The sequence below is a fragment of the Providencia sp. CIM-Carb-044 genome (genome assembly GCF_033901115.1).
Classification (GTDB): Bacteria; Pseudomonadota; Gammaproteobacteria; order Enterobacterales; family Enterobacteriaceae; genus Providencia; species Providencia hangzhouensis.
The window spans coordinates 248,820-269,822 of the sequence record NZ_JAXADV010000005.1; the positions used below are offsets into that span (position 1 = coordinate 248,820).

General features: G+C 41.1%; 20 protein-coding genes. 11 read left to right on the plus strand and 9 right to left on the minus strand.

What is annotated here, in order from left to right:
• The first annotated feature begins 174 nt into the window (after positions 1–174).
• The 3 genes from ppiA (at position 175) to SJ312_RS12730 (ending at position 3,116) form a co-directional block, all read left to right on the plus strand.
• Entirely contained in the window at positions 175–747 is a 573-nt protein-coding gene (gene ppiA, locus SJ312_RS12720) for a peptidylprolyl isomerase A (protein WP_004262568.1), read from the plus strand.
• Positions 748–1,178: 431 nt separating this feature from the next.
• The gene (locus SJ312_RS12725) at positions 1,179–1,754 is read left to right on the plus strand and encodes an aminodeoxychorismate synthase component II (RefSeq protein ID WP_004265957.1); all 576 of its coding nucleotides are present in this window, start codon (positions 1,179–1,181) and stop codon (positions 1,752–1,754) included.
• Between the two features lie 129 nt (positions 1,755–1,883).
• Positions 1,884–3,116 carry an aspartate aminotransferase family protein gene (locus SJ312_RS12730; protein WP_110592664.1) on the plus strand — a complete coding sequence of 411 codons (1,233 nt, stop codon included), beginning with the start codon at positions 1,884–1,886 and terminating at the stop codon, positions 3,114–3,116.
• 54 nt (positions 3,117–3,170) lie between these two features.
• Here the strand turns inward: SJ312_RS12730 and SJ312_RS12735 are convergent, their stop codons facing one another.
• Together SJ312_RS12735 and crp are read right to left on the minus strand one after the other, a co-directional pair.
• Positions 3,171–4,469 (minus strand): hypothetical protein, encoded by a 1,299-nt coding sequence (locus SJ312_RS12735; RefSeq protein ID WP_110592663.1) that lies wholly within the window; start codon positions 4,467–4,469, stop codon positions 3,171–3,173.
• Positions 4,470–4,662: 193 nt separating this feature from the next.
• Positions 4,663–5,295: a cAMP-activated global transcriptional regulator CRP gene (crp, locus tag SJ312_RS12740; protein WP_004262556.1), complete on the minus strand. Its 633-nt coding sequence runs from the start codon at positions 5,293–5,295 to the stop codon at positions 4,663–4,665.
• A 356-nt stretch (positions 5,296–5,651) separates the two neighbouring features.
• On the opposite strand from crp, the gene SJ312_RS12745 reads away from it, so the two are divergent.
• Positions 5,652–6,053 (plus strand): OsmC family protein, encoded by a 402-nt coding sequence (locus SJ312_RS12745; RefSeq protein WP_004262554.1) that lies wholly within the window; start codon positions 5,652–5,654, stop codon positions 6,051–6,053.
• Between the two features lie 90 nt (positions 6,054–6,143).
• Here the strand turns inward: SJ312_RS12745 and SJ312_RS12750 are convergent, their stop codons facing one another.
• The 3 genes from SJ312_RS12750 to SJ312_RS12760 all read right to left on the minus strand — a co-directional run bounded on the left by SJ312_RS12750 (position 6,144) and on the right by SJ312_RS12760 (position 8,389).
• A complete protein-coding gene (locus tag SJ312_RS12750; RefSeq protein WP_319867880.1) occupies positions 6,144–7,013 on the minus strand; it encodes a phosphoribulokinase in 870 nt (289 codons plus the stop codon).
• A gap of 177 nt (positions 7,014–7,190) precedes the next feature.
• Complete coding sequence (locus SJ312_RS12755; protein WP_004262551.1) at positions 7,191–7,409, minus strand: YheU family protein; 219 nt, start codon at positions 7,407–7,409, stop codon at positions 7,191–7,193.
• Complete coding sequence (locus tag SJ312_RS12760) at positions 7,406–8,389, minus strand: hydrolase (protein WP_036958590.1); 984 nt, start codon at positions 8,387–8,389, stop codon at positions 7,406–7,408. The genes SJ312_RS12755 and SJ312_RS12760 overlap by 4 nt, the downstream gene beginning before the upstream one ends.
• A 101-nt stretch (positions 8,390–8,490) precedes the next feature.
• On the opposite strand from SJ312_RS12760, the gene SJ312_RS12765 reads away from it, so the two are divergent.
• Positions 8,491–9,096 carry a LysE family translocator gene (locus tag SJ312_RS12765; protein WP_165879083.1) on the plus strand — a complete coding sequence of 202 codons (606 nt, stop codon included), beginning with the start codon at positions 8,491–8,493 and terminating at the stop codon, positions 9,094–9,096.
• 77 nt (positions 9,097–9,173) lie between these two features.
• On the opposite strand, the gene murP is transcribed toward SJ312_RS12765, so the two are convergent.
• Positions 9,174–10,640, minus strand: a complete 1,467-nt coding sequence (gene murP / locus SJ312_RS12770; RefSeq protein WP_004262534.1) for a PTS N-acetylmuramic acid transporter subunit IIBC — start codon at positions 10,638–10,640, stop codon at positions 9,174–9,176.
• A gap of 27 nt (positions 10,641–10,667) precedes the next feature.
• Positions 10,668–11,579 (minus strand): N-acetylmuramic acid 6-phosphate etherase, encoded by a 912-nt coding sequence (murQ, locus tag SJ312_RS12775; protein WP_004262531.1) that lies wholly within the window; start codon positions 11,577–11,579, stop codon positions 10,668–10,670.
• 255 nt (positions 11,580–11,834) lie between these two features.
• On the opposite strand from murQ, the gene SJ312_RS12780 reads away from it, so the two are divergent.
• Positions 11,835–12,695 (plus strand): MurR/RpiR family transcriptional regulator, encoded by an 861-nt coding sequence (locus SJ312_RS12780; RefSeq protein ID WP_004262528.1) that lies wholly within the window; start codon positions 11,835–11,837, stop codon positions 12,693–12,695.
• Positions 12,696–12,799: 104 nt separating this feature from the next.
• On the plus strand, positions 12,800–15,067 hold the full coding sequence (adiA, locus tag SJ312_RS12785) for an arginine decarboxylase (RefSeq protein WP_319867885.1): 2,268 nt from the start codon (positions 12,800–12,802) through the stop codon (positions 15,065–15,067).
• An 80-nt stretch (positions 15,068–15,147) separates the two neighbouring features.
• On the opposite strand, the gene SJ312_RS12790 is transcribed toward adiA, so the two are convergent.
• On the minus strand, positions 15,148–17,082 hold the full coding sequence (locus SJ312_RS12790) for an ABC transporter ATP-binding protein (RefSeq protein WP_272574836.1): 1,935 nt from the start codon (positions 17,080–17,082) through the stop codon (positions 15,148–15,150).
• Positions 17,083–17,265: 183 nt separating this feature from the next.
• Between SJ312_RS12790 and kefG the strand changes: the two genes are divergently transcribed.
• The 4 genes from kefG (at position 17,266) to slyD (ending at position 20,533) form a co-directional block, all read left to right on the plus strand.
• Complete coding sequence (kefG, locus tag SJ312_RS12795; protein ID WP_164564364.1) at positions 17,266–17,820, plus strand: glutathione-regulated potassium-efflux system ancillary protein KefG; 555 nt, start codon at positions 17,266–17,268, stop codon at positions 17,818–17,820.
• Complete coding sequence (kefB, locus tag SJ312_RS12800) at positions 17,820–19,628, plus strand: glutathione-regulated potassium-efflux system protein KefB (RefSeq protein WP_004262513.1); 1,809 nt, start codon at positions 17,820–17,822, stop codon at positions 19,626–19,628. Before kefG ends, kefB begins: the two co-directional genes overlap by 1 nt.
• Before the next feature lie 9 nt (positions 19,629–19,637).
• Positions 19,638–19,841, plus strand: a complete 204-nt coding sequence (locus tag SJ312_RS12805) for a YheV family putative zinc ribbon protein (protein WP_004262510.1) — start codon at positions 19,638–19,640, stop codon at positions 19,839–19,841.
• Between the two features lie 86 nt (positions 19,842–19,927).
• Positions 19,928–20,533 carry a peptidylprolyl isomerase gene (gene slyD, locus SJ312_RS12810; RefSeq protein WP_181488835.1) on the plus strand — a complete coding sequence of 202 codons (606 nt, stop codon included), beginning with the start codon at positions 19,928–19,930 and terminating at the stop codon, positions 20,531–20,533.
• Between the two features lie 81 nt (positions 20,534–20,614).
• Here slyD and SJ312_RS12815 read toward each other — a convergent pair whose 3' ends face one another.
• Positions 20,615–20,836, minus strand: coding sequence for a SlyX family protein (locus SJ312_RS12815; RefSeq protein ID WP_004262507.1), 222 nt, complete (start codon positions 20,834–20,836; stop codon positions 20,615–20,617).
• Positions 20,837–21,003 lie beyond the last annotated feature (167 nt).

Here is a 21,003-nt window from a genome sequence, read left to right on the forward strand (position 1 = left end):
AGAAAAATAGCCATTATTCATGACGCCTTTTGCTGAAAGTGGTCTAGAATTTAACGCATTTGATGCACTTTTGTTTTTGGGCGTAAATATAGGTAAATCTTCAGCATTCTTGTTAGCTTCACTCTAGAATTGCTTGATTGCAGTTGTAATGAGCTATAACGAAAGGGACCTTACATGTTAAAACGAATTTTTGTGCCACTTTTGGCCGTCTGCGCAATGAGCGCATCTTCTCTTGCTTTATCTGCGGGTGAGACTTATGTCAAGTTAGTCACGTCGGCGGGTGATATCGAATTAGAACTGAATAGTAAAAAAGCCCCTGTTACGACAGAAAATTTCGTTCAGTATGTTAATGAAGGTTATTACAACGGAACTACTTTCCACCGTGTTATTCCAGGTTTTATGATCCAAGGCGGTGGCTTTAATAAAGATTTACAGCAAAAGCAAACCCGTGCCCCAATCAAAAATGAAGCAGATAATGGCTTACGTAATTTGCGCGGTACTATCTCTATGGCACGTACTGCAAATAAAGACAGCGCAACGAGCCAATTCTTTATTAATGTTGCTGATAACGCGTTCTTAGACCACGGACAACGTGACTTCGGTTACGCCGTATTTGGTAAAGTGGTGAAAGGGATGGATGTTGCAGATAAAATCTCTAAAGTAAAAACAGAGAACGTCGGCCCGTATCAAAATGTTCCTGTAGAGCCAATTACAATCATTTCTGCTGAAGTGATTAAAAAGCCTTAGTGATTAAAAAACAGTAGTAATTAAAAACTATCGTGTCGAATACAGTGGGTAGGTTGTTTTAACGTGCCCACTTTTTTTAAAATCCGCTTTTCCTTCCCCTTTGAGTTTCTCTTTATTCACTATGTTAGTTAAAATGTGTCAGTGCTTATTATGTTTTAATCGCCTTTTATTTCATTGTATTTAAAGTAATTCTCAATCAAAATGTGAGTTTGTTATAGGGATGTAAATATAATTCCATGATTTTTATATGGAAATTTTCTCTGAGAAAAAATAATCATTGACTTAAATAGGCTATTTTCCTGCTTTGGCTGTGCTATGATAGCCGCCCTTATTATTTTTATGGTGTTTTAATCACCGTTCTGATTGCCAACACAATAAAAATATGCATAAGAAATAATACATAATGATAAAAATCAGTCGGATAGGCTAATATGCTTCTACTTATTGATAATTACGATTCATTTACTTACAACTTATACCAATACTTTTGTGAGTTAGGGGCTGAAGTTGTTGTAAAACGTAATGATGAAATTACCATCGAAGAAATTGAACAGCTTTCGCCTACACATCTTGTGATTTCACCTGGGCCATGTACACCGGATGAGGCTGGCATCTCCCTTGAGGCGATAAAATATTTTGCAGGTAAGCTTCCCATTTTAGGTATTTGCTTAGGGCATCAAGCCATTGGGCAAGCTTTTGGTGCATCAGTTGTTAAAGCACGAGAAGTTATGCACGGTAAAACCTCTGCTATTCACCATAATCATCAAGGGGTATTCAAAGGCTTGAACCGGCCCTTGACGGTGACACGTTACCACTCTCTGGTAATTGCGGCAGAGACACTCCCTGTTTCTTTTGATGTATCAGCATGGTCACTGAATAATGGTGATGTTGATGAAATCATGGGAATACGGCACAAAACCTTGCCTATAGAAGGCGTTCAGTTCCATCCTGAAAGCATTCTGAGTGAGCAAGGCCATGAATTACTAAATAATTTTCTAAAATATTAATTTATAAATCTGGTTCAGAATAAATTAATTATGCATATTATGCCCTTTGCTATTGCTCTTTTTTGATTTTTTATTCATATTTAATGATTATATTTTCATTATCGCATTAAATAAGAGCAGGTGAGGGGTATGTCAGAACAATACGCAGCAGCAGAACAACACGCAGTTAATCGGCAGACTTTCGATCAAGTTATGTTGCCTATTTTTTCGCCGGCGGAATTTATTCCAGTTAAAGGTGAAGGGAGTCGCGTTTGGGATCAGCAAGGTAAAGAATATATTGATTTTGCCGGTGGGATCGCGGTTCTTGCTTTAGGGCATTGTCACCCTAGTTTGGTGGCTGCTGTGCGTGAACAAAGCGAAAAGCTATGGCATGTCAGTAATATTTTCACCAACGAGCAGGCGCTAAAGTTAGCACAAAAACTTACGAATGCGACATTTGCTGACCGTGCGTTTTTTGTGAATTCAGGCTCAGAAGCTAACGAAGCCGCGTTTAAATTAGCGCGTCGCTACGCTATCACTAAATATAACCCATATAAAACGAAGATTATTGCTTTCAAACAAGCCTTCCATGGGCGCACATTATTTACCGTTTCGGTGGGCGGGCAAGCGAAATATGCAGATGGCTTTGGGCCAAAACCCGCGGATATTATTCATGTGCCTTTTAATGACCTTGATGCAGTCAAAGCGGTGATTGATGAAAATACTTGTGCAGTTGTCCTCGAACCGGTGCAAGGCGAAGGTGGCGTAACCGCAGCAACAGCAGAATTTCTGCAAGGAGTTCGTAAGCTGTGTGATGATAATAATGCATTACTCATCTTTGACGAAGTGCAAAGCGGTATGGGGCGTACAGGTAAATTATTTTCTTATATGCATTACAACGTTGTGCCTGATATTTTAACCACGGCAAAAGCATTGGGTGGCGGTTTCCCTATCAGTGCAATGATTACTACTGAAGAAATTGCGAAAACGATGGAAGTGGGTTCGCATGGTACCACTTATGGCGGTAATCCATTAGCTTGTGCAGTAGGTAATGCAGCGTTTGATATTATTAATACTGAAGAAGTGTTAAAAGGTGTCGAAAAGCGTCGTGAGCTGTTTGTTGCCCATTTAAATAAATTGAACGATAAATACGGCATTTTTTCTGAGATCAGAGGAATGGGGCTCTTAATTGGTGCTGAGCTTGACGGCAAACTATTGAACCGCTCGAAAGATATCCTGCAAGCCAGCGCAGTAGAAGGGCTGATGATGCTCAATGCAGGCACTAATGTTTTACGTTTTACGCCTTCGCTGATTATTTCGGAAGAAGAAATTAATAACGGTATGGCGAAATTAGCAACGGCGATTGGTAAGTTATTGGGTTAAATTGTAGAGTAAAGTTGCAGAGGCATTTTGCCTCTGCAATAAACGTTTTATTGATTAAATGTTTTTATTTTCTACGATATCTTGTTTAGCCTCTAATACTAATTGTTTAATTTTTTTTTCATGTGTTGAAGTGATATTAGCCATTTCTTGGTATTCTTTTTTCTGAGCTTCCAACTCAGCAATTTTTCTATCAAGCTGATTTATTTTTTCAATTTGATTTGAGTTATTTATTTTATTTCGACGAGAGGGATGTATATAACCTGTTGAGCTTTTCCCTTCCGTTAATAGTTTCATTTTTTCGGTTTGTGTTTGCTTTTCAGGTCTTTTATTTATATCACTAAAATTTTCTTTATTATATTTTTTTTGATGCAATGATTCGCTTGAAGAATACTTTAAGATTTCATTATTTGAATTAAAATTAGTTAGATTATAATATTTCGTAGGGTTATTTATTATCAAGTCGATATTGGGATTTAAATTATCATTTTCTTGATGTAACGATTCGGTAGAGGAATATTCTGAACTGCGTAAGGGTAAGCTAGTATCTGAATGATAACCAGATGAATTCAAACTTTCGTCACTTGAATAAAGAACAGTTATTAAATCGTTAAATTCATCAGTATTATTAGATTCAAAATTTAAGCTTTCATTCTTTTGATGAGGGAACACTGCTGATCTATTATCTAAGTATGTAGGCTCCTGCTCGAAGTAATCCCATTCTAAGTCTATAGCTGAATTTTCTTTTTCGGTATGGTTAATTTCTTTATGTTGTTTCATTAATTCTTGTCTAGCGATAGTAGCCTTATCTGTAATCTTAGCCTCGCCATTTTCAAATTTAACACATAGTTCTTCATTGTTATTTTTTTTAAGTATATTTTTTAAATAACGAATGCCTTTTTCATGTGTTGATTTTATTTCTAATATTAAATTTGAAAATCGACCAGCTGAGCGATTTAAACGGAAATCTTTAAAAACTTTGGTTTCTGTAGTGCTTATTTTATTAAGTGGCATTAGCTCGGTATCCTTTTTTTCACTGATAAGTGAATCATTTTTTATTTCAATGCTATTTTTGAAGATATCTAATGAGGAAACTAAATCATCCTCATGATAGGTATAAGGTAATAAGAGCTTTTCAACAGGTGGTGAATAGGGTAGTTGATTTAGTACGGGCTGTGCACTTTCGTGAAATTCACTATTCTGAATTGCAAAGTTTATTTTATTATAACTCTCTGAGCTCAATGGCTTAATAATATTTAGATTATCAATGACTGAGGTTTTTTTGTATGGAATTACTTTGTTGTTAATGTTAATAAATATACTGGCTTGATTATTTACTTTAGTATCTAACGTCACGACTAATAATCTCCTAATAATGGTTAACTCCCATTATATTAGTTCGATAATTAGCTAGAAGAATATAAAGAAACGATACTCATTAATGAAAGTATATAAATAGGCTATGGATAAGCAAAAATAGCGTTATACCGGAGGTATAACGCTATTCTAAAGTGGGCGCCTCGCCAAGAGAGCGAGGCTGAAAGGTTAATTAGCGAGTACCATAAACAACGATTGTTTTACCGTGTGCGGAGATCAGGTTTTGGTCTTCTAACATTTTTAGAATGCGGCCGACTGTTTCACGGGAACAACCCACGATTTGGCCTATTTCCTGACGAGTAATTTTGATTTGCATACCGTCTGGGTGTGTCATTGCATCAGGTTGTTTAGCTAAGTTTAATAGCGTTTGAGCAATACGGCCTGTAACGTCTAAGAATGCGAGGTTACCGACTTTCTCAGATGTTGTTTGTAGGCGACTAGCCATTTGCGCAGAAAGGCGCATTAAAATATCAGGGTTAACCTGAATCAATTGACGGAATTTTTTATATGAAATTTCAGCAACTTCGCAGGCGATTTTTGCTCTAACCCACGCAGTACGTTCTTGCCCTTCTTCAAATAACCCAAGCTCACCAATGAAATCCCCCTGATTCAGGTAAGAGAGGATCATTTCTTTGCCTTCTTCATCTTTAATTAAAACAGCCACCGAACCTTTAACGATATAGTAAAGGGTTTCTGCTTTCTCACCCTGATGGATAAGAGTGCTCTTGGATGGATATTTATGAATATGGCAGTGTGACAAAAACCATTCAAGAGTAGGGTCTGTTTGTGGCTTGCCGAGAACCATTAGCGTTATCCTCTGTATGTTATTGCAGCCATTCGGAAAAACGTACTAGAAAGGCTGGCTTTAAAGTCACTAGCTTAGCATATTAATTTGCCTTATATACCTTTAAATAATCAAGGGGCTGATTACTTCAGCGCTTTTGATTGCTTTTGGTAACGCAAATTGATATCAACACTATAATATAATCAATTAAACCGTTGAGTTTTGATCTTAATCCTATCAACTAAGTATTGTTTGTAGCATATTCAATAAAGAAAGTCTTCCCTGTATCGCTTCAGCCAAATAAAGTTGATATAACATTCCTTATATCTATGGAACAATGTAGCCTTTAAACCGATTTCATTTCAAGGGGAAATACAATGGAAGCAAGAGTAAAGTGGGTTGAAGGACTTTCTTTCTTAGGGGAGTCAGCGTCTGGGCACCAAGTGATGATGGATGGCAATGCGGGTGATAAAGCCCCAAGCCCAATGGAAATGGTGTTAATGGCAGCGGGGGGTTGTAGCGCGATTGATGTCGTTTCTATTTTACAAAAAGGCCGCTATGATATTACGGATTGTGAAGTTAAATTAACCTCACAACGTCGTGAAGAAGCCCCTCGTTATTTTGTGAAAATCCATTTGCATTTTATTGTTACAGGGAATGAATTAACGGAAAAAGCGGTCGAACGTGCCGTTCAACTTTCAGCTGAGAAATATTGCTCAGTCGCATTGATGTTAGAGAAAACCGTTGAAGTCACACACAGCTTTGAAATAAAAAACTAAAAATAAATTTAATTTTTATTAATATATTTGAACTGAAAGATGCTTACCTTAATTAATGATAAGCATCTTATTCATTAATCAAAAAATAATTTAACTGTTGTTCTTTTGATTAATTAGTTTTTCGACTATTGGTGCCATAATTAATTCCATTGCTAAACCGAGTTTCCCTCCTGGGACGACAATTGTATTCATTGCTGAAATAAAAGAGCCAGATATCATTGACAGCAAATAGGGGAAATCAATTTGCTCCAGCCCACGAAAGCGGATCACAATAAAGCTTTCGTCTTGTGATGGGATAGCTTTAGCTGAAAAGGGGTTAGAGGTGTCTACCGTAGGAACGCGTTGAAAATTGATATGGGTGCGAGAAAATTGTGGCGTGATGTAATTTATATAGTCCCCCATAGAACGTACAACAGAGTCCATAACCGCTTCGCGGGAGTGCCCTCTCTCTGTGGTATCGCGGATCAATTTTTGGATCCATTCGAGGTTGACAATAGGGACAACACCTACAAGCAAATCAACATGTTGTGCAACATTATGTTCTGGAGTGACAACGCCACCATGCAGCCCCTCATAAAATAAAATATCTGTTTTGTCTGGTAGCGGCTCCCAAGGGGTAAATGTCCCAGGTTGCAAGCCATACGGTACCGCTTCATCATAAGTATGTAGATATTTACGGGACTGCCCACAACCTGTTTTTGCATAGTCGATTAAGGTTTGTTCAAGCAACGCAAAATCATTCGCTTCGGGGCCAAAGTAACTGATGTGCCGGCCTTGTTCTCTGGCTTTACGGATAGCCATATCCATTTCAGGGCGTGTATAGCGATGAAAGCTATCCCCTTCTAATGTTGCTGGTTGGATATTTAATTGGTGAAAAACTTTACGAAATGCTTGGCTAGTTGAGGTTGTGCCAGCTCCGCTCGAACCAGTGATAGCAATGATTGGGTGCTTTTTGGACATCGTGGACTCCCTGTGTTGCGCTTATAAGCACTATTTTAATCAATAGTGCATGAAGCGGATTAACGGGTGTTAGGGTTTTGAGTTTTATTTGATGGTTTTACGACATGATTGTGTGGAAAACCTGTAACTTAATTCATGATAGATGATGACGTAAAAATGAACCATAGAATAAAAACATCAGACAGAAAAACTCCCCTTAGGCATGAAATTAACCGATTCATGCAATTCAGACCAGACTAGCACAATTTCACCAGAAACTAACTGCCGTTTCACATCGTTGACCTTATCTTGTAAGCTTTTTTCATGGGAGCCGTAGTCGGTTCCTTCCCGTAAGACATAGCTTTCAATTAGGTTTTCCAATGTTTCAGGTTCAAGTTCTTGCCAAGGAATAATCACATTATTTCCTTATCTAAATAAGGCGTTAACCATTGAGGGATGCGTGTTTCTAACCACATTTGCGGTTTTCTCAAGGTACCGCTCACAAAGCCTACGTGCCCACCATGTTCTGTCATTTGGTATTCCACATTGTGGGGTAAAAATGATAAATCAGGAACAACCTCAGGCGCCATAAAAGGGTCATCTTTAGCGTGGATAATCAATGTTGGCTTCGTGATGTAAGCTAATTTAGGTAATGCGCTGCATTTTTGATAATAATCTGTCGCATCATCAAAACCATGAATACGAGCAGTGATCACATCATCAAATTCACGGATGCGTTTTAGTTGTTTAAGCTGCAGCAAGTTTAAAGGTAGTGAGCCAGGGTAGCGTACCAATTTACGCGTTGCATTACGTTTTAAGCCATTTAGTAAATAGCGTTGATAGAATTGAGATATTCCTTTTTCCATCCGCAAAGAACAGGCTTCTAGCATTAATGGTGCCGAAACCACGACGCCCGCATCTAAATCTGCATTTTGCCCACTTTCTGCGAGATAGCACGCTAACATATTACCACCAAGAGAATAGCCGACTGCGGCCGTCGGCGTATCACCATAGGTTTGTTTTAACCAACGGAGAAAATAGCGAGCATCACTGGTTTCACCTGAATGGTAAATTCGCTGTTGGCGATTGGGTTCACCGCTACAACCGCGAAAATGCATAATTACACCCAACCAACCATGCTTTTGGGCCGTTTCTAGCATCCCGTGGGCATAAGGGCTCTTAAAATTGCCTTCGAGACCATGGAAGATCACTAAACGTGGCTTATGTGCCGCTAGCTCAGGTTTTTCACTCCAAGCGAGATCGATAAAATCGCCATCAGGCAATTCAAGCCGCTGCCATATTGGTTTGATTTTCGGTGTTCTACGGAAAATCCTTGGCAGTAATGTTTGGAGGTGTGGATTTTTAGCCCAACTTATTGGACGAAAGTTTTCTGACATAGCCTTATTTTTATTTAATGGAGACTCTTGTGAGTCACATAACATACTGTTATTTTTTTGTGATGCAAGTAAACAAATTTGAGTTTGAGGCTAAATTATAAATGACATTGGGGCTGGTTTTTTCTCTTTTTACGTTTTTATTCATTGCTGCAGTCACTCCCGGCCCTAACAATATGTTGCTAACGTCAAGTGCAGCAAACTACGGTTTTCGCCATACAATAATATTATGCCTTGGTATTATGTTAGGGATGCAGTCAATACTCTATCTCTCCGCATTCGGGGTTGCTGCACTTTTATTGCTCTATCCTGCGCTTCATGTCGCCTTAAAATTCGCCGGAAGTCTATATTTGCTATGGCTAGCATGGAAAACAGCGACGGCAAATTATGCACCACTGAAGACGAATAGCGAAGTTGTGAAAAGCATTACTTGGTATCAAGGTGGCTTATTACAGTTTTTAAACCCCAAAGCATGGATGATGGGGCTAGGCGCTGTCGGGGGATTTAGCCTCCCTGGTGAATTATTTACCCAATCTATTTTAATGATGAGTATCGCATTTGTGATAGTTAACTTAGTGGCGGGTTTAATTTGGATGGGGTTTGGTTCATTAATTAGCCTATTTTTACGTAGCCGCCGTGCTTGGTTTATTTTTAACTGGGTGATGGGGATTTTAACGGCTTTGTGCGTTCCCCTGATTTGGTTGGAATGATTTTCTGATAAAAGTGCAGTTTATATGACCCATCAAAAAGCAGCCCATGGGCTGCTTTTTACATGTAAGGGAGGCGATTAATCTAAATCGACGTTTTTAGTGCCGAAAAAGTAGGTAAAAATAAAACCGAATAAGTAGGAAACGAATAACCCGCCCACATAAACTAACATCCCTGGGAACACGCCATCAGCAGAGGTCATCATTGGGATAGCGACTAAGCCAGACGGGCCAAAGACAGTATTTAAACCAACTGGTAAACCCATCCAAGCCACGAGTCCAACAAAGAACCCCCCAGCAGCACCGCCTAAACATGCGGTGACAAACGGCTTCATTCGAGGAAGGGTTACACCGTAGATAAGTGGTTCACCGACACCTAAGAAACCTGGAATGATGGCCCCGCGAATCTGATTACGTAACACTGAATCTTTTGCGGCTTTAACATACAACGCCATTGCGGCACCAACTTGCCCACCACCAGCCATTGCTAGGATAGGGAAAAGTGAGTTAAAGCCTTGGGTTTCAACGAGTGCCATATATACCGGAACAAAACCTTGGTGCACGCCAAACATTACTGCAATTAAGAATAGCCCAGCAAGTATAGCGGTTCCGAATGGGTTGCTGCTTAAATGAACAAAAAGCCATGACATACCAGAGAATAACCAACTGCCAATTGGCATGATGAAGATAAACACTGCAGCACCAACAATTAACAAGGTAATTGTTGAAGTTAAAATCATATCAAGGTTGGCTGGAATAATTTTACGGACTTGTTTTTCGACCCATGCCCCAAAAATACACGCAATTAATACCCCAATAATGTTACCTCTTGGGTCGATAGCCAACCCGAAGAAGCTATTCATATCAGAATAGAACCCCTTAGCTATTTCAGGGTTGTACCCAAGAACAAACAGTGAAGCAATGATGGCGCCATTTACTGCGCTACCGCCAAAGGCTTTTTGAGTGTTATAACCGATAAGAATACTTAGGAAGCTAAACAGCCCTTTGCTAAATACCGACATATACAGAATCGTATGTACGAGTAGGGTCTGCTCTTCAGGTTTTGTCGGGAGCCCTGCTGGAAAATAGGTTTGTTTCGCCAGAGTTGCAAAACCTAATAGTAAGCCCGCAGCAATAAAACCTGGAATTAGCGGAGTAAATATGGTGGCAAATTTGGATAAAAATCGGTGAACGGCACTGGTTTGTTTCTTTTTCAGTTGCTGCTTATTTGCGGATGCAATATCGTTCAGATCCTGAGGCTGGGCTGCTGCTTCGTGGTTATCCTCTTCATCACTATCTAAAAGTTGGTTCATCAAGTCCGCGGCAGTTTGCGCTTTACCTGGGCCAAGGATCACTTGCAGTTGTTCATCACTTTCAATAACGCCAAGCACTCCTGCAATTTGTTTGAGTGCAGCTTTATCGACTAGCTGGTCATTGTTGAGTGTGAGCCGCAAACGGGTCATACAATTACCCGCTAATTTAATATTACGGCGTCCTCCAACGTGTTGCAGGATCTGCTGTATCATTTCTATTGTTATTTTAGCCATACTATTTATCCCATTGAAGTCCGCAAGTTAGGCGGATGAGGCCATATTGAGAGCCGTACGAATAAAACCGTTGTTATCTAAGAGTAGTTGACGTGCGTCATCGGCATTTAAACCCGATAACACCATTAAAATGGCAGTTTTGCAGTGCCGGTTACATTGTTGAAGGGCGGTCTCTGCGGTAGTTCGGTCGCAGTCGGTTGCTTCCATCACAATTTTAGTTTGTCTTTCAATGAGTTTGGCATTTGTTGCTTCGACATCGACCATTAAATTACCAAACACTTTTCCAATACGGATCATCGCCCCAGTGGTGATCATATTCAGCACTAATTTTTGTGCTGTTCCTGCTTTCATGCGTGAAGAACCGGTGACAACCTCTGCACCTACAATGGGAGTAATAGCAATATCTGCGGCATTGGCAATTGGGCTATTTGGGTTACAGCTAATGGCCGCTGTTGTTGCACCAACAGCCTTCGCGTATGCTAAAGCGCCTAATACATAAGGCGTTCGCCCACTGGCTGCGATACCAACTAACACATCATTATCATTAAATTGAATATCTTTGAGGTCTTGTTCACCCAGTTCAGGCTTATCTTCTGCATTTTCTACGGCACGGAAAATAGCTTGATGGCCACCGGCGATTAAACCCACAACTTGTTCATGTGGCGTCCCATAAGTTGGCGGGCACTCACTGGCATCAAGGATCCCTAAACGGCCAGAGGTTCCTGCACCTGAATAAATCAGACGACCGCCTTTTAAGAAAGCCTCTGCGACTTTATCAACCAGTTGAGCAATTTCAGGGAGCACTTTTTCAACTGCTAACGGAACGAGCTTATCCTCATCATTAATGACCTTCAGCATTTCAGCCGTTGATAGTTGGTCGATATTAGTACTGGCTGCATTGCGGCTTTCAGTTACCATTTTGCTTAAGTCGATAGTCATAAAAATTGCTCCTAAATCAGTTATTGGGCTAATATAAGGAATTATTTATTCCTTATATGTGATTAACATCACGGTGCTATCTATTCTAACTTGTGAATATACAAGAATATTTTGTGATTAATTTTATAAGCTAAAGTCACGACTCTTTGAATTATAAGTATTATTCATCAGGTATCAGTGGCTTGATTGAGGAATAATTTATTATTATTTTTTTATCTATAGGTCTGGCTATTACAATTATTATTAGAGGTCACCATGACATTATTGGACATCATTACCTACTCACTACCGCGATTAGCGGAAAACCAACGCAAAATTGCCCAATTTATCCTTGAAAATCCCGAAAATGTACTAAATTTGTCGTCTCAGCAATTAGCGGAAATTTTAGATGTTAGCCAATCAGCCATTGTTAAGTTTAGTCAGAAAGTTGGTGTAAAGGGGTATCCTGCCTTGAAACTTGCACTTAGCGAGATTATTGGGCGCCAACAACTTAAAGATGGAGCGCCTCATTCTGCTCTACATAACCGTATTGCGCCTGATGATAACTTGATGGTTGTTGCTCAGAAACTCGCAATGGAAAAAAATCACTCCATTACAGAAACAACAAAATTAATTGATTTCAAGCAGTTTGAACGCATTGTTGAGCGAATAGACCAATCACAACGAGTACAGATTGTCGGGATTGGTGGGTCAGGTTTAACCGCAAAAGACCTCAGTTACAAATTACAAAAAATTGGTATCACAACACTTGTGGAGTCAGACCACCATGTGCAAATTGCTGCGGCGCTGACTCTCAATACTCATGATGTACAAATCGTTATTTCTTTTACAGGAAGACGTAAAGACATGCTAACAGCAGCGAATATTGCGCGTAAGCAAGGGGCATGCGTCATCGCGATTACTCGTGATTGTGATTCCCCCTTGGGGCAACTTGCTGATTATGTTCTTGAAAGTATCGCGGAGGAAGATGAATGGCGTAGTTCATCAATTTCTTCAAGAACCGCACAAAATACGCTAACAGACTTGATCTTTATGGCGTTATTACAACGAAGAGAAGCGAAAGCGAAGTCGTTGGTTATGAATGCAAGAGTAGTAATTAATAAATTAGATGAATAGTTGGCGGCTTGAATTCTCATCGATAACTTTGCAATAAAACCTTATTTACGTTAAGACTAATATTATAAGTATTTTGATTTTAAAAAGTTAAAAGGGAGTTATTGATGAGAGCACTCATAGTTTATACGGAATTAACCGATGACGACTCCGTTATTAGCCATGCCGTAGCAAGACTCGCCAGTGAACTTAACGATGAGCACGTAGAAACCGTGATCATTCGTAATTTTGAAGATGGAATGGCATACATTCGGTCAAATACCAGCATTGACTGCTTGTTATATGGCCGTGATATGTCAGACAAGCAAGAACAAACTCAGGCACATCAGTTAATTACCCAACTTCACCGTAGGCAAGAAGATGTCCCCGTATTTTTATTAAGTGATCGTGAAGAAGCTTTGACGGCATTCGACCGCAAAATGATGGAACAAGTCGATGAATTTGCATGGATTTTAGAAGACTCCGCAGATTTTATTGCAGGCCGTGTCCTTGCCGCGATCATCCGTTACCGTGCCAATTTATTGCCCCCTTTGATGAAAAGCTTGATTAAATACAGTGATGTACATGAATATTCATGGGCAGCACCGGGGCATCAAGGTGGTGTTGGGTTCACCAAAACTCCCGCAGGTCGCATTTATCATGATTTCTTTGGTGAAAACTTATTTCGGACGGATATCGGTATTGAGCGGGTTGCTGTGGGTTCACTGTTAGACCATACCGGCGCATTTGGTGAGTGTGAAAGGAATGCTGCGCGTATATTTGGTGCTGACCAATCTTACTCCGTGGTTGTGGGAACATCGGGTTCGAACCGAACGATTATGCAAGCTTGTATGACAGATGATGATGTTGTTGTGATTGACCGTAACTGCCACAAATCTATTGAGCAAGGTTTGATCTTAACAGGGGCAAAACCGGTTTATATGACACCAAGCCGTAATCGTTATGGCATCATTGGCCCGATTTATCCTCAAGAAATGACACCCGAAGCGATTACTGAAAAAATCGCTAAAAATCCATTAACTTCGGATAAAATAGGCAAACGTCCTGCATATAGCGTCGTAACCAACTGTACTTACGATGGCGTGTGCTATCACGCACGTAAAGTACAGGATTTGCTGGATGAATCATTGGATAGAATCCATTTTGATGAGGCATGGTACGGCTACGCACGCTTTAACCCTATCTATCGCGACCACTTTGCGATGCGTGATGACCCTAGAAAAGACGATGAGCCCACCGTTTTTGCAACTCACTCTACGCACAAATTATTGAATGCACTTTCACAAGCTTCATTTATCCACATTCGAAATGGCCGTAATGCGATTGATTTTAATCGTTTTAACCAAGCCTATCATATGCATGCGACTACTTCGCCGCTATATGCAATTTGTGCCTCAAATGATATTGCCGCAGACATGATGGACGGTAATAGTGGGCGTTCACTCACTGATGAAGTCATCCGTGAAGCTATCGACTTCCGTCAATCACTGGGCTACCTATACAAAGAATTTATCAATGACGATGAGTGGTTTTTCAAACCATGGAATCAAGAAATGGTGAAAGACCCAGCAACAGGCAAGCGCTATGCTTTTGAAGATGCGCCTGTTGAGCTGTTGATGAAAGAGCAAAGCTGCTGGGTGATGAACCCTGAAGATAAATGGCATGGTTTTAAAGATATCCCTGAAGATTGGGCGATGCTTGACCCGATTAAGGTGAGTATTTTGTCGCCGGGAATGGGAGATGACGGTAAATTACTGGATAGCGGCGTCCCAGCCGCGTTAGTCACGGCATGGTTAAACCACTATGGTATTGTACCAACCCGCACGACTGATTTCCAAATTATGTTCTTGTTTTCTATGGGGATCACAAAAGGAAAATGGGGAACCCTGGTCAATGCGTTGCTGTCGTTTAAGCGCCATTATGACAACAATACGGCACTGAAAAAAGTATTACCTGAAGTGGTTGAAGCGTCTCCTGAGATCTATGGCGAGATGGGGCTACGTGATTTAGGCAATAAAATGTTTGTGTATCTACAAAAAAATAACCCAGGTGGCCAGTTAAATCAGGCTTATGAGCAACTCCCCGCCGTGATGATGAGCCCACGCGATGCCTATCAAGAAATTGTTGCTAACCGCGTTGAGGCGATTCCTTTAGATAAACTTGCCGGACGTATTGCTGCTAACTCGATTATTCCCTATCCGCCGGGTATTCCTATGTTGTTATCAGGTGAAAGTTTTGGCGATAAAAACAGCCCGCATATCGGCTATTTGCATAGTCTTCAAGCATGGGATAGCGAATTTCCGGGTTTTGAACATGAAACCGAAGGTACTGAAATTATTGATGGCCAGTATTATGTGATGTGTGTGAAAGAATAAGATTCAGTAATGATAAAAACGAAAAGCTATCAAAAGATAGCTTTTCGTGATTTTAATGGATTGTGATGTTTTATAACGAATTAATTTAATTCAAACTCACTAGTCATGGTTTCTAACTGCTCTTGCAGTTCCATCCACTCCATTTCCACATCTTCAAGAGCCGCTTTGTGTTCAGTTTGTTTTTTCAAACATTCCGTCAATTCGGCTTTTTTATCTTGTTCGTAAATGGTGGCATCAGAAAGTTTTGCTTCTAGCTCATTTAGGGCATTCGAGTGCTTATCCATTTGCTTTTCCAATTCCGTGATTTTTTTGCGGATCGGTTGAGTCAGTTGGCGGAACTCCGCTTCACGACGTTTTTGGTCTTTTCTATCTTGTGCCGTCACCGTTGCAGCGGCTGCTGGCTTGTCTTTTTCTTGTTGATCACGCGCTTGCTGTAATTCGAGCTTATTTTGCTCTGCTAGCCATTGTTGGTAATCTTCTAAATCACCATCAAACTGCTCTACAGAACCGCCGTGGACCAAATACAGTTCATCGGTAGTGGTGCGCAGTAAATGCCTATCATGGGAAACGACAACTAAAGCACCTTCGAAGGCCATTAAGGCTTCAGTAAGTGCTTGCCGCATATCTAAGTCCAAGTGGTTGGTTGGTTCATCGAGCAACAGTAAATTAGGGCGTTGCCAAACAATTAACGCGAGTACTAAGCGCGCTTTTTCTCCACCAGAAAAACGGCCGCTTGGGTCAGTAACTTGGTCGCCTTTGAAGCCAAAACCACCTAAATAGTCACGTAACTGCTGCTCAGTTTGCTCTGGTGCAAGGCGGGCAAGATGCTGCAAAGGTGACTCTTCAGGGTGTAAATATTCTAATTGGTGCTGGGCGAAATAACCGAGTTTAATCCCTTTTGCGAGGGCGATTTCTCCCTGTAATGGTGGTAAATCACCTGCTAACATTTTGATTAAAGTTGATTTACCCGCACCATTTCGGCCTAATAATCCAATACGTGAGCCTGGTACTAAGTTCAGCTTGATGGATTGTAAGATGACTTTTTCGCCATAGCCTGCGCTGACTTTTTCCATTTTTAATAATGGATTCGGTAAGCTTTCTGGTTTACGGAATGAAAAATGGAATGGGTTATCCACATGAGCTGGGGCAACCATTTCCATTCTTTCAAGCATCTTAATGCGGCTTTGTGCTTGTTTAGCTTTGGTGGCTTGCACTCTAAAACGGTCAATATAACTTTGTAAATGTGCAGCTTTAGCCTGCTGGCTTTCATACAGTGCTTGTTGCTGAGCCAGTTTTGTTGCGCGCTGACGTTCAAATGACGAATAGTTACCCGTGTATTCGAACATGGTTTCTTGTTCGATATGCAACACTTTATCAATAATCGGGTCGAGGAAGTCCCTATCATGGGAAATCAAAATCAGGGTGCCTTGGTAGCTTTTTAACCATTTTTCTAACCAAATCACTGCATCTAAATCAAGGTGGTTGGTCGGTTCATCAAGTAGCAATAAATCTGAACGACATAACAAGGCTTGTGCTAAGTTCAAACGCATCCGCCATCCACCAGAAAATGATTTTACAGGGGAGTCTAGCTGTGCTTGGCTGAAACCTAAACCATGTAGCAAACTGGCTGCACGGGAGCGGATGGTCCATGCATCAATGGCATCAAGTTGCCCATGAACCACAGCGATGGCATGGCCGTCATTTTTTTCATTGGCTTGTTGAAGTTTTTGCTCTAAAGCTCGAAACTCGCGATCACCATCAATCACATATTCAAGAGCGGGTACGTCAAGCGCAGGGGTTTCTTGGTTCACCCATGCCATGGACCAATTGCTTGGAAAGGTTGCAGAACCCGCTTCAGCTTGTAATTCGCCTTTTAATAACGCGAGAAGTGTCGATTTACCGCAGCCGTTTTTACCCACTAAACCAACTTTTTGGCCGGGGTTAATAGTCGCAGTGGCATTGTCCAGTAGGACACGAACACCTCGGCGAATTTGGAGTGAAGAGAAAACAATCATAGCAACCGTCTATTAAAAATATGTTAGATTATCAACGTATATACTCTAAATAATTTACGGTGCTGTTAGGTGACTAGTGCGAATGCGCGTAGTCAACAACACAGCAACGTGAAGTACGACGAGTATAGCAGGCTGCATGGTAACGGAAAATGTTCCGTCTGACACGCCTTTGAGGAGGGAAAGATGTCAAATACACCGAAAGTGCTGGTGGTCTACGCTCACCCGGACCCCGACGAATCGATGGCTAATAAGGCGTTATTGGAGGCAGTGCGTGATTTTGACCATGTGACTGTACACGATTTGTACGCAATTTATCCAGATTATTTTATTGATGTAACCGCAGAACAAAAATTACTGTGCCAGCACGATATCATTATTTTTCAACATCCTCTCTATACATATAGTTGCCCCGCGTTGTTGAAAGAGTGGTTTGATCGCGTGTTAACCCGCCGTTTTGCGACCGATGTAGGGTACCAAAAATTAAAAGGCAAATACTGGCGTTCGGTGATTACCACAGGCGAGCCTGTTCACGCTTACCAACATGATGGATATAACCATTATCCACTTACAGAAATACTTCGCCCATTTGAATTGACCGCATTAATGTGTGATATGCAGTGGCTAGAACCAACCATTATTTATGCAGCACGTCGGCAGCCTAAAGAACGATTTGAACAGATTATCGATGACTACCGCCAATGGATGCAACAGCCGCTAGGTGCGGGAGGGTTATCCTAATGTCAGAACTAGGGCTATTTGAATCCGTTATCATCTTCCTCTGCGCAGGGGTAGTCATGGTACCTATTGCACAAAAAATCCGCTTAGGTGCTGTACTGGGGTATTTGCTTGCCGGGATCATGATTGGGCCATTTGTTTTTGGCTTTATTCGTAATGTTGATGATATTTTGCACTTCTCCGAAATGGGAGTGGTGTTCCTGATGTTTCTCATCGGGTTAGAGCTAAAACCTTCTAAATTATGGGAGCTTAGGCGCTCGATTTTCGGTGTAGGTACGCTTCAAGTGGTTGTCACTGCGGCTATCATGGCGTCATTGTTGTTTTTAGCCAAATTTTCTTGGCAAGCCGCCATTGTTGGTGGATTAGGAATGGCGATGTCATCAACGGCAATGGCACTTCAGTTGATGAACGAAAAAGGGATGTCCAACAAAGAAAGCGGGCAACTCGGTTTTTCTGTTTTGTTATTCCAAGATATGGCAGTTATCCCGATTATGGCGCTGATCCCATTGCTAGCCGGGGACTCAGCAACCAGTGATTGGCAAAAAATTGGCTTGAAGATAGTGGCGTTCGCAGGTTTATGGGTAGTTGGCCGCTATTTATTACGGCCGATGTTCAGGCTTGCCGCTAAATCTGGCGTTCATGAAATTTTTACGGCTGCAGCATTGTTGGTGGTATTAGGTTCCGCACTCATTATGGAAAGCCTTGGCTTTTCTATGGCTCTGGGAACCTTTATGGCAGGGGTCATGTTAGCGGAAACAGAGTTCCGCCATGAGCTGGAAATTAATATCGAACCGTTTAAAGGTCTGCTACTGGGGCTATTTTTTATCTCAGTAGGTATGTCATTGAATTTAGATGTGTTGTGGGCCTATTTACCACAAGTATTGATTGCTGTTGCAGTATTAGTCGCAGTTAAAGCGTTAGTGCTTTACGGACTGAGTTTAGCCGCTAGGCTTCGAAATGGAGCAAGAGCTCAATTTTCCGGGGTGCTTAGCCAAGGTGGTGAATTTGCTTTTGTGATCTATGCAACTGCTTTTGGTGCAAGTGTGATAAATGAACGGCAGATGGACTTATTACTGGTAGTTGTCACACTTTCGATGATGACTACTCCACTTGTGATGCAGTTGATAGATGCCTATTTAAACTACCGTTATAATCAACAACCAGCCTCGAGCGAAAAACCATTTGTAGAAGACAATGACCCACATGTTATTTTGGTCGGTTTTGGTCGCATGGGGCAGGTGGTTGGCCGCTTATTAATGGCGAATAAGGTTAAAATTACAGTACTAGAACAAGATGTTACGGCGATTAGTACCATGCGTCGCTACGGCTATACGGTCTATTACGGTGATGCACGTGAACTGCAATTATTACGCTCAGCAGGAGCCGATAAAGCAAAATCTATCGTCATCACCAGTGATGTGCCTGAAGAAGTGATGGAAATTGTGCAAATTTGCCAAGAAAACTTCCCTAACTTGCATATTATTGCACGTGCTAAAGGTCGCCTTGAGGCCCATGAGCTATTACAAAGTGGAGTGACTGATTTTAGCCGTGAAACATTCTCGAGCGCACTTGAATTAGGAAGCAAAGCGCTTGTTAGTACAGGGATGCATCCTCATAAAGCTTATCGCGCGAAGCAGCATTTCCGCCGTTTAGACATGAAAATGCTTAGAGATATTTACCCAGAGAATGAAAATAGTGACAGCGGGCAAATTTCACGCATTAAAGAGGCTCGTCGTGAACTGAATGAACTCTTTGAGAAAGAAATGCAAAGAGAACATCGGCAGCCTCATAGCTGGAATAATGAACAATAAGGGTTAGAAATGGCTTCAACACGTAAACGCTTTATTGCCGGGGCGACGTGCCCTAAGTGTAAGTCACAAGACACATTAATGATGTGGCGTGAAGATAAAATTGATGTTGTCGAGTGTGTCAATTGTGGCGATCAGCAACGCCAAGCAGGGGATGAAGCAACGGGACATGTTAGGCAAAAAGAGCAGGTTATTGGAATTTTTACACCTGAATAATAGAAATTTGTCAATTCTCAATACATCACTATAGTTTTTCGGTACAATTGGCAAAAATTTTTCCCTTACGGGTAGTAGGAGATGTCATGAAAGTAGCAAAAGACTTGGTGGTCAGCTTGGCTTATCAAGTAAGAACAGAAGACGGTGTTTTAGTTGATGAGTCGCCAGCAAGCGCGCCAATGGACTATTTGCATGGTCGTGGGTCTTTAATTTCAGGTTTAGAAAAAGCATTAGAAGGTCGCTCTGTCGGCGAAAACTTCGATGTTGAAGTCGCTTCAGACGATGCATATGGTCAATACGATGACAACTTAGTTCAACGTGTTCCTAAAGATGTATTTATGGGCGTTGATGAGCTAGAAGTCGGCATGCGTTTCTTAGCTGACACTGACATGGGCCCAGTTCCTGTTGAAATTACAGGTATCGAAGGTGATGAAGTTATCGTTGACGGTAACCACATGTTAGCAGGTCAAAACCTGAAATTTAATGTTGAAATCATGGCTATCCGTGAAGCAACAGAAGAAGAAATCGCACATGGCCACGTCCATGGTGCAGGTGGTCACGACCATGACCACGACCATGAAGGTGGTTGCTGTGGCGGTGGCGGTCATAACCACGGTTCAGAAGGCGGTTGCTGCGGTGGCGGTGAAGGTCACGGACACGGTCACAAACAAGGCGGCTGCGGCTGCCACTAATACTTCGTATTAGTGTTTGTAAAAAAAAGGAAGCGAAAGCTTCCTTTTTTTAATTTAAAATCAATAGGTTCGCACTTTAAATTAATAATGTGGTGGCGGCGTTTCTTCTTCAGGCCTTGCTAAGTGAGAATCTTGGGATGATTTCAGCCTTTCAGCTACAATGCGTAAATGTTCCTGCAGACGGCTCATTTGCATTTGTTGGTCAGTAATAACCTGGTTTAGTTGTTCAATCGCCAGTTCTTGAAAGGCAACTTTACTTTCTAAAAGTTCTAAGCGTTGTTCAAATGTATCAGATGAGTCCATATTCGACTCTCCTTAAGCGTTTATATCGTAATTAAACCATCATAATAACTGAACATTACAAATCAATAGATAAGTTTTAGTTAAAGATATAGGCGACGAAACGACTTTTTGTTAATGTGGTCTCAGTAGTTATTATATTTTTTTAATACTCAATGGGGTAACGGGGT

What these genes read in the sequence shown, in the direction of transcription:
- SJ312_RS12790 (WP_272574836.1), bottom strand. Translation starts at nt 17,082, where the DNA reads ATGATTGTTTTCTCTTCACTCCAAATTCGCCGAGGTGTTCGTGTCCTA.
- murP (WP_004262534.1), bottom strand. Translation starts at nt 10,640, where the DNA reads ATGGCTAAAATAACAATAGAAATGATACAGCAGATCCTGCAACACGTT.
- ppiA (WP_004262568.1), top strand. Translation starts at nt 175, where the DNA reads ATGTTAAAACGAATTTTTGTGCCACTTTTGGCCGTCTGCGCAATGAGC.
- kefG (WP_164564364.1), top strand. Translation starts at nt 17,266, where the DNA reads ATGTCAAATACACCGAAAGTGCTGGTGGTCTACGCTCACCCGGACCCC.
- slyD (WP_181488835.1), top strand. Translation starts at nt 19,928, where the DNA reads ATGAAAGTAGCAAAAGACTTGGTGGTCAGCTTGGCTTATCAAGTAAGA.
- SJ312_RS12805 (WP_004262510.1), top strand. Translation starts at nt 19,638, where the DNA reads ATGGCTTCAACACGTAAACGCTTTATTGCCGGGGCGACGTGCCCTAAG.
- SJ312_RS12815 (WP_004262507.1), bottom strand. Translation starts at nt 20,836, where the DNA reads ATGGACTCATCTGATACATTTGAACAACGCTTAGAACTTTTAGAAAGT.
- SJ312_RS12725 (WP_004265957.1), top strand. Translation starts at nt 1,179, where the DNA reads ATGCTTCTACTTATTGATAATTACGATTCATTTACTTACAACTTATAC.
- adiA (WP_319867885.1), top strand. Translation starts at nt 12,800, where the DNA reads ATGAGAGCACTCATAGTTTATACGGAATTAACCGATGACGACTCCGTT.
- murQ (WP_004262531.1), bottom strand. Translation starts at nt 11,579, where the DNA reads ATGACTATCGACTTAAGCAAAATGGTAACTGAAAGCCGCAATGCAGCC.
- SJ312_RS12760 (WP_036958590.1), bottom strand. Translation starts at nt 8,389, where the DNA reads ATGTCAGAAAACTTTCGTCCAATAAGTTGGGCTAAAAATCCACACCTC.
- crp (WP_004262556.1), bottom strand. Translation starts at nt 5,295, where the DNA reads ATGGTTCTCGGCAAGCCACAAACAGACCCTACTCTTGAATGGTTTTTG.
- SJ312_RS12745 (WP_004262554.1), top strand. Translation starts at nt 5,652, where the DNA reads ATGGAAGCAAGAGTAAAGTGGGTTGAAGGACTTTCTTTCTTAGGGGAG.
- SJ312_RS12750 (WP_319867880.1), bottom strand. Translation starts at nt 7,013, where the DNA reads ATGTCCAAAAAGCACCCAATCATTGCTATCACTGGTTCGAGCGGAGCT.
- SJ312_RS12780 (WP_004262528.1), top strand. Translation starts at nt 11,835, where the DNA reads ATGACATTATTGGACATCATTACCTACTCACTACCGCGATTAGCGGAA.
- SJ312_RS12730 (WP_110592664.1), top strand. Translation starts at nt 1,884, where the DNA reads ATGTCAGAACAATACGCAGCAGCAGAACAACACGCAGTTAATCGGCAG.
- SJ312_RS12765 (WP_165879083.1), top strand. Translation starts at nt 8,491, where the DNA reads ATGACATTGGGGCTGGTTTTTTCTCTTTTTACGTTTTTATTCATTGCT.
- kefB (WP_004262513.1), top strand. Translation starts at nt 17,820, where the DNA reads ATGTCAGAACTAGGGCTATTTGAATCCGTTATCATCTTCCTCTGCGCA.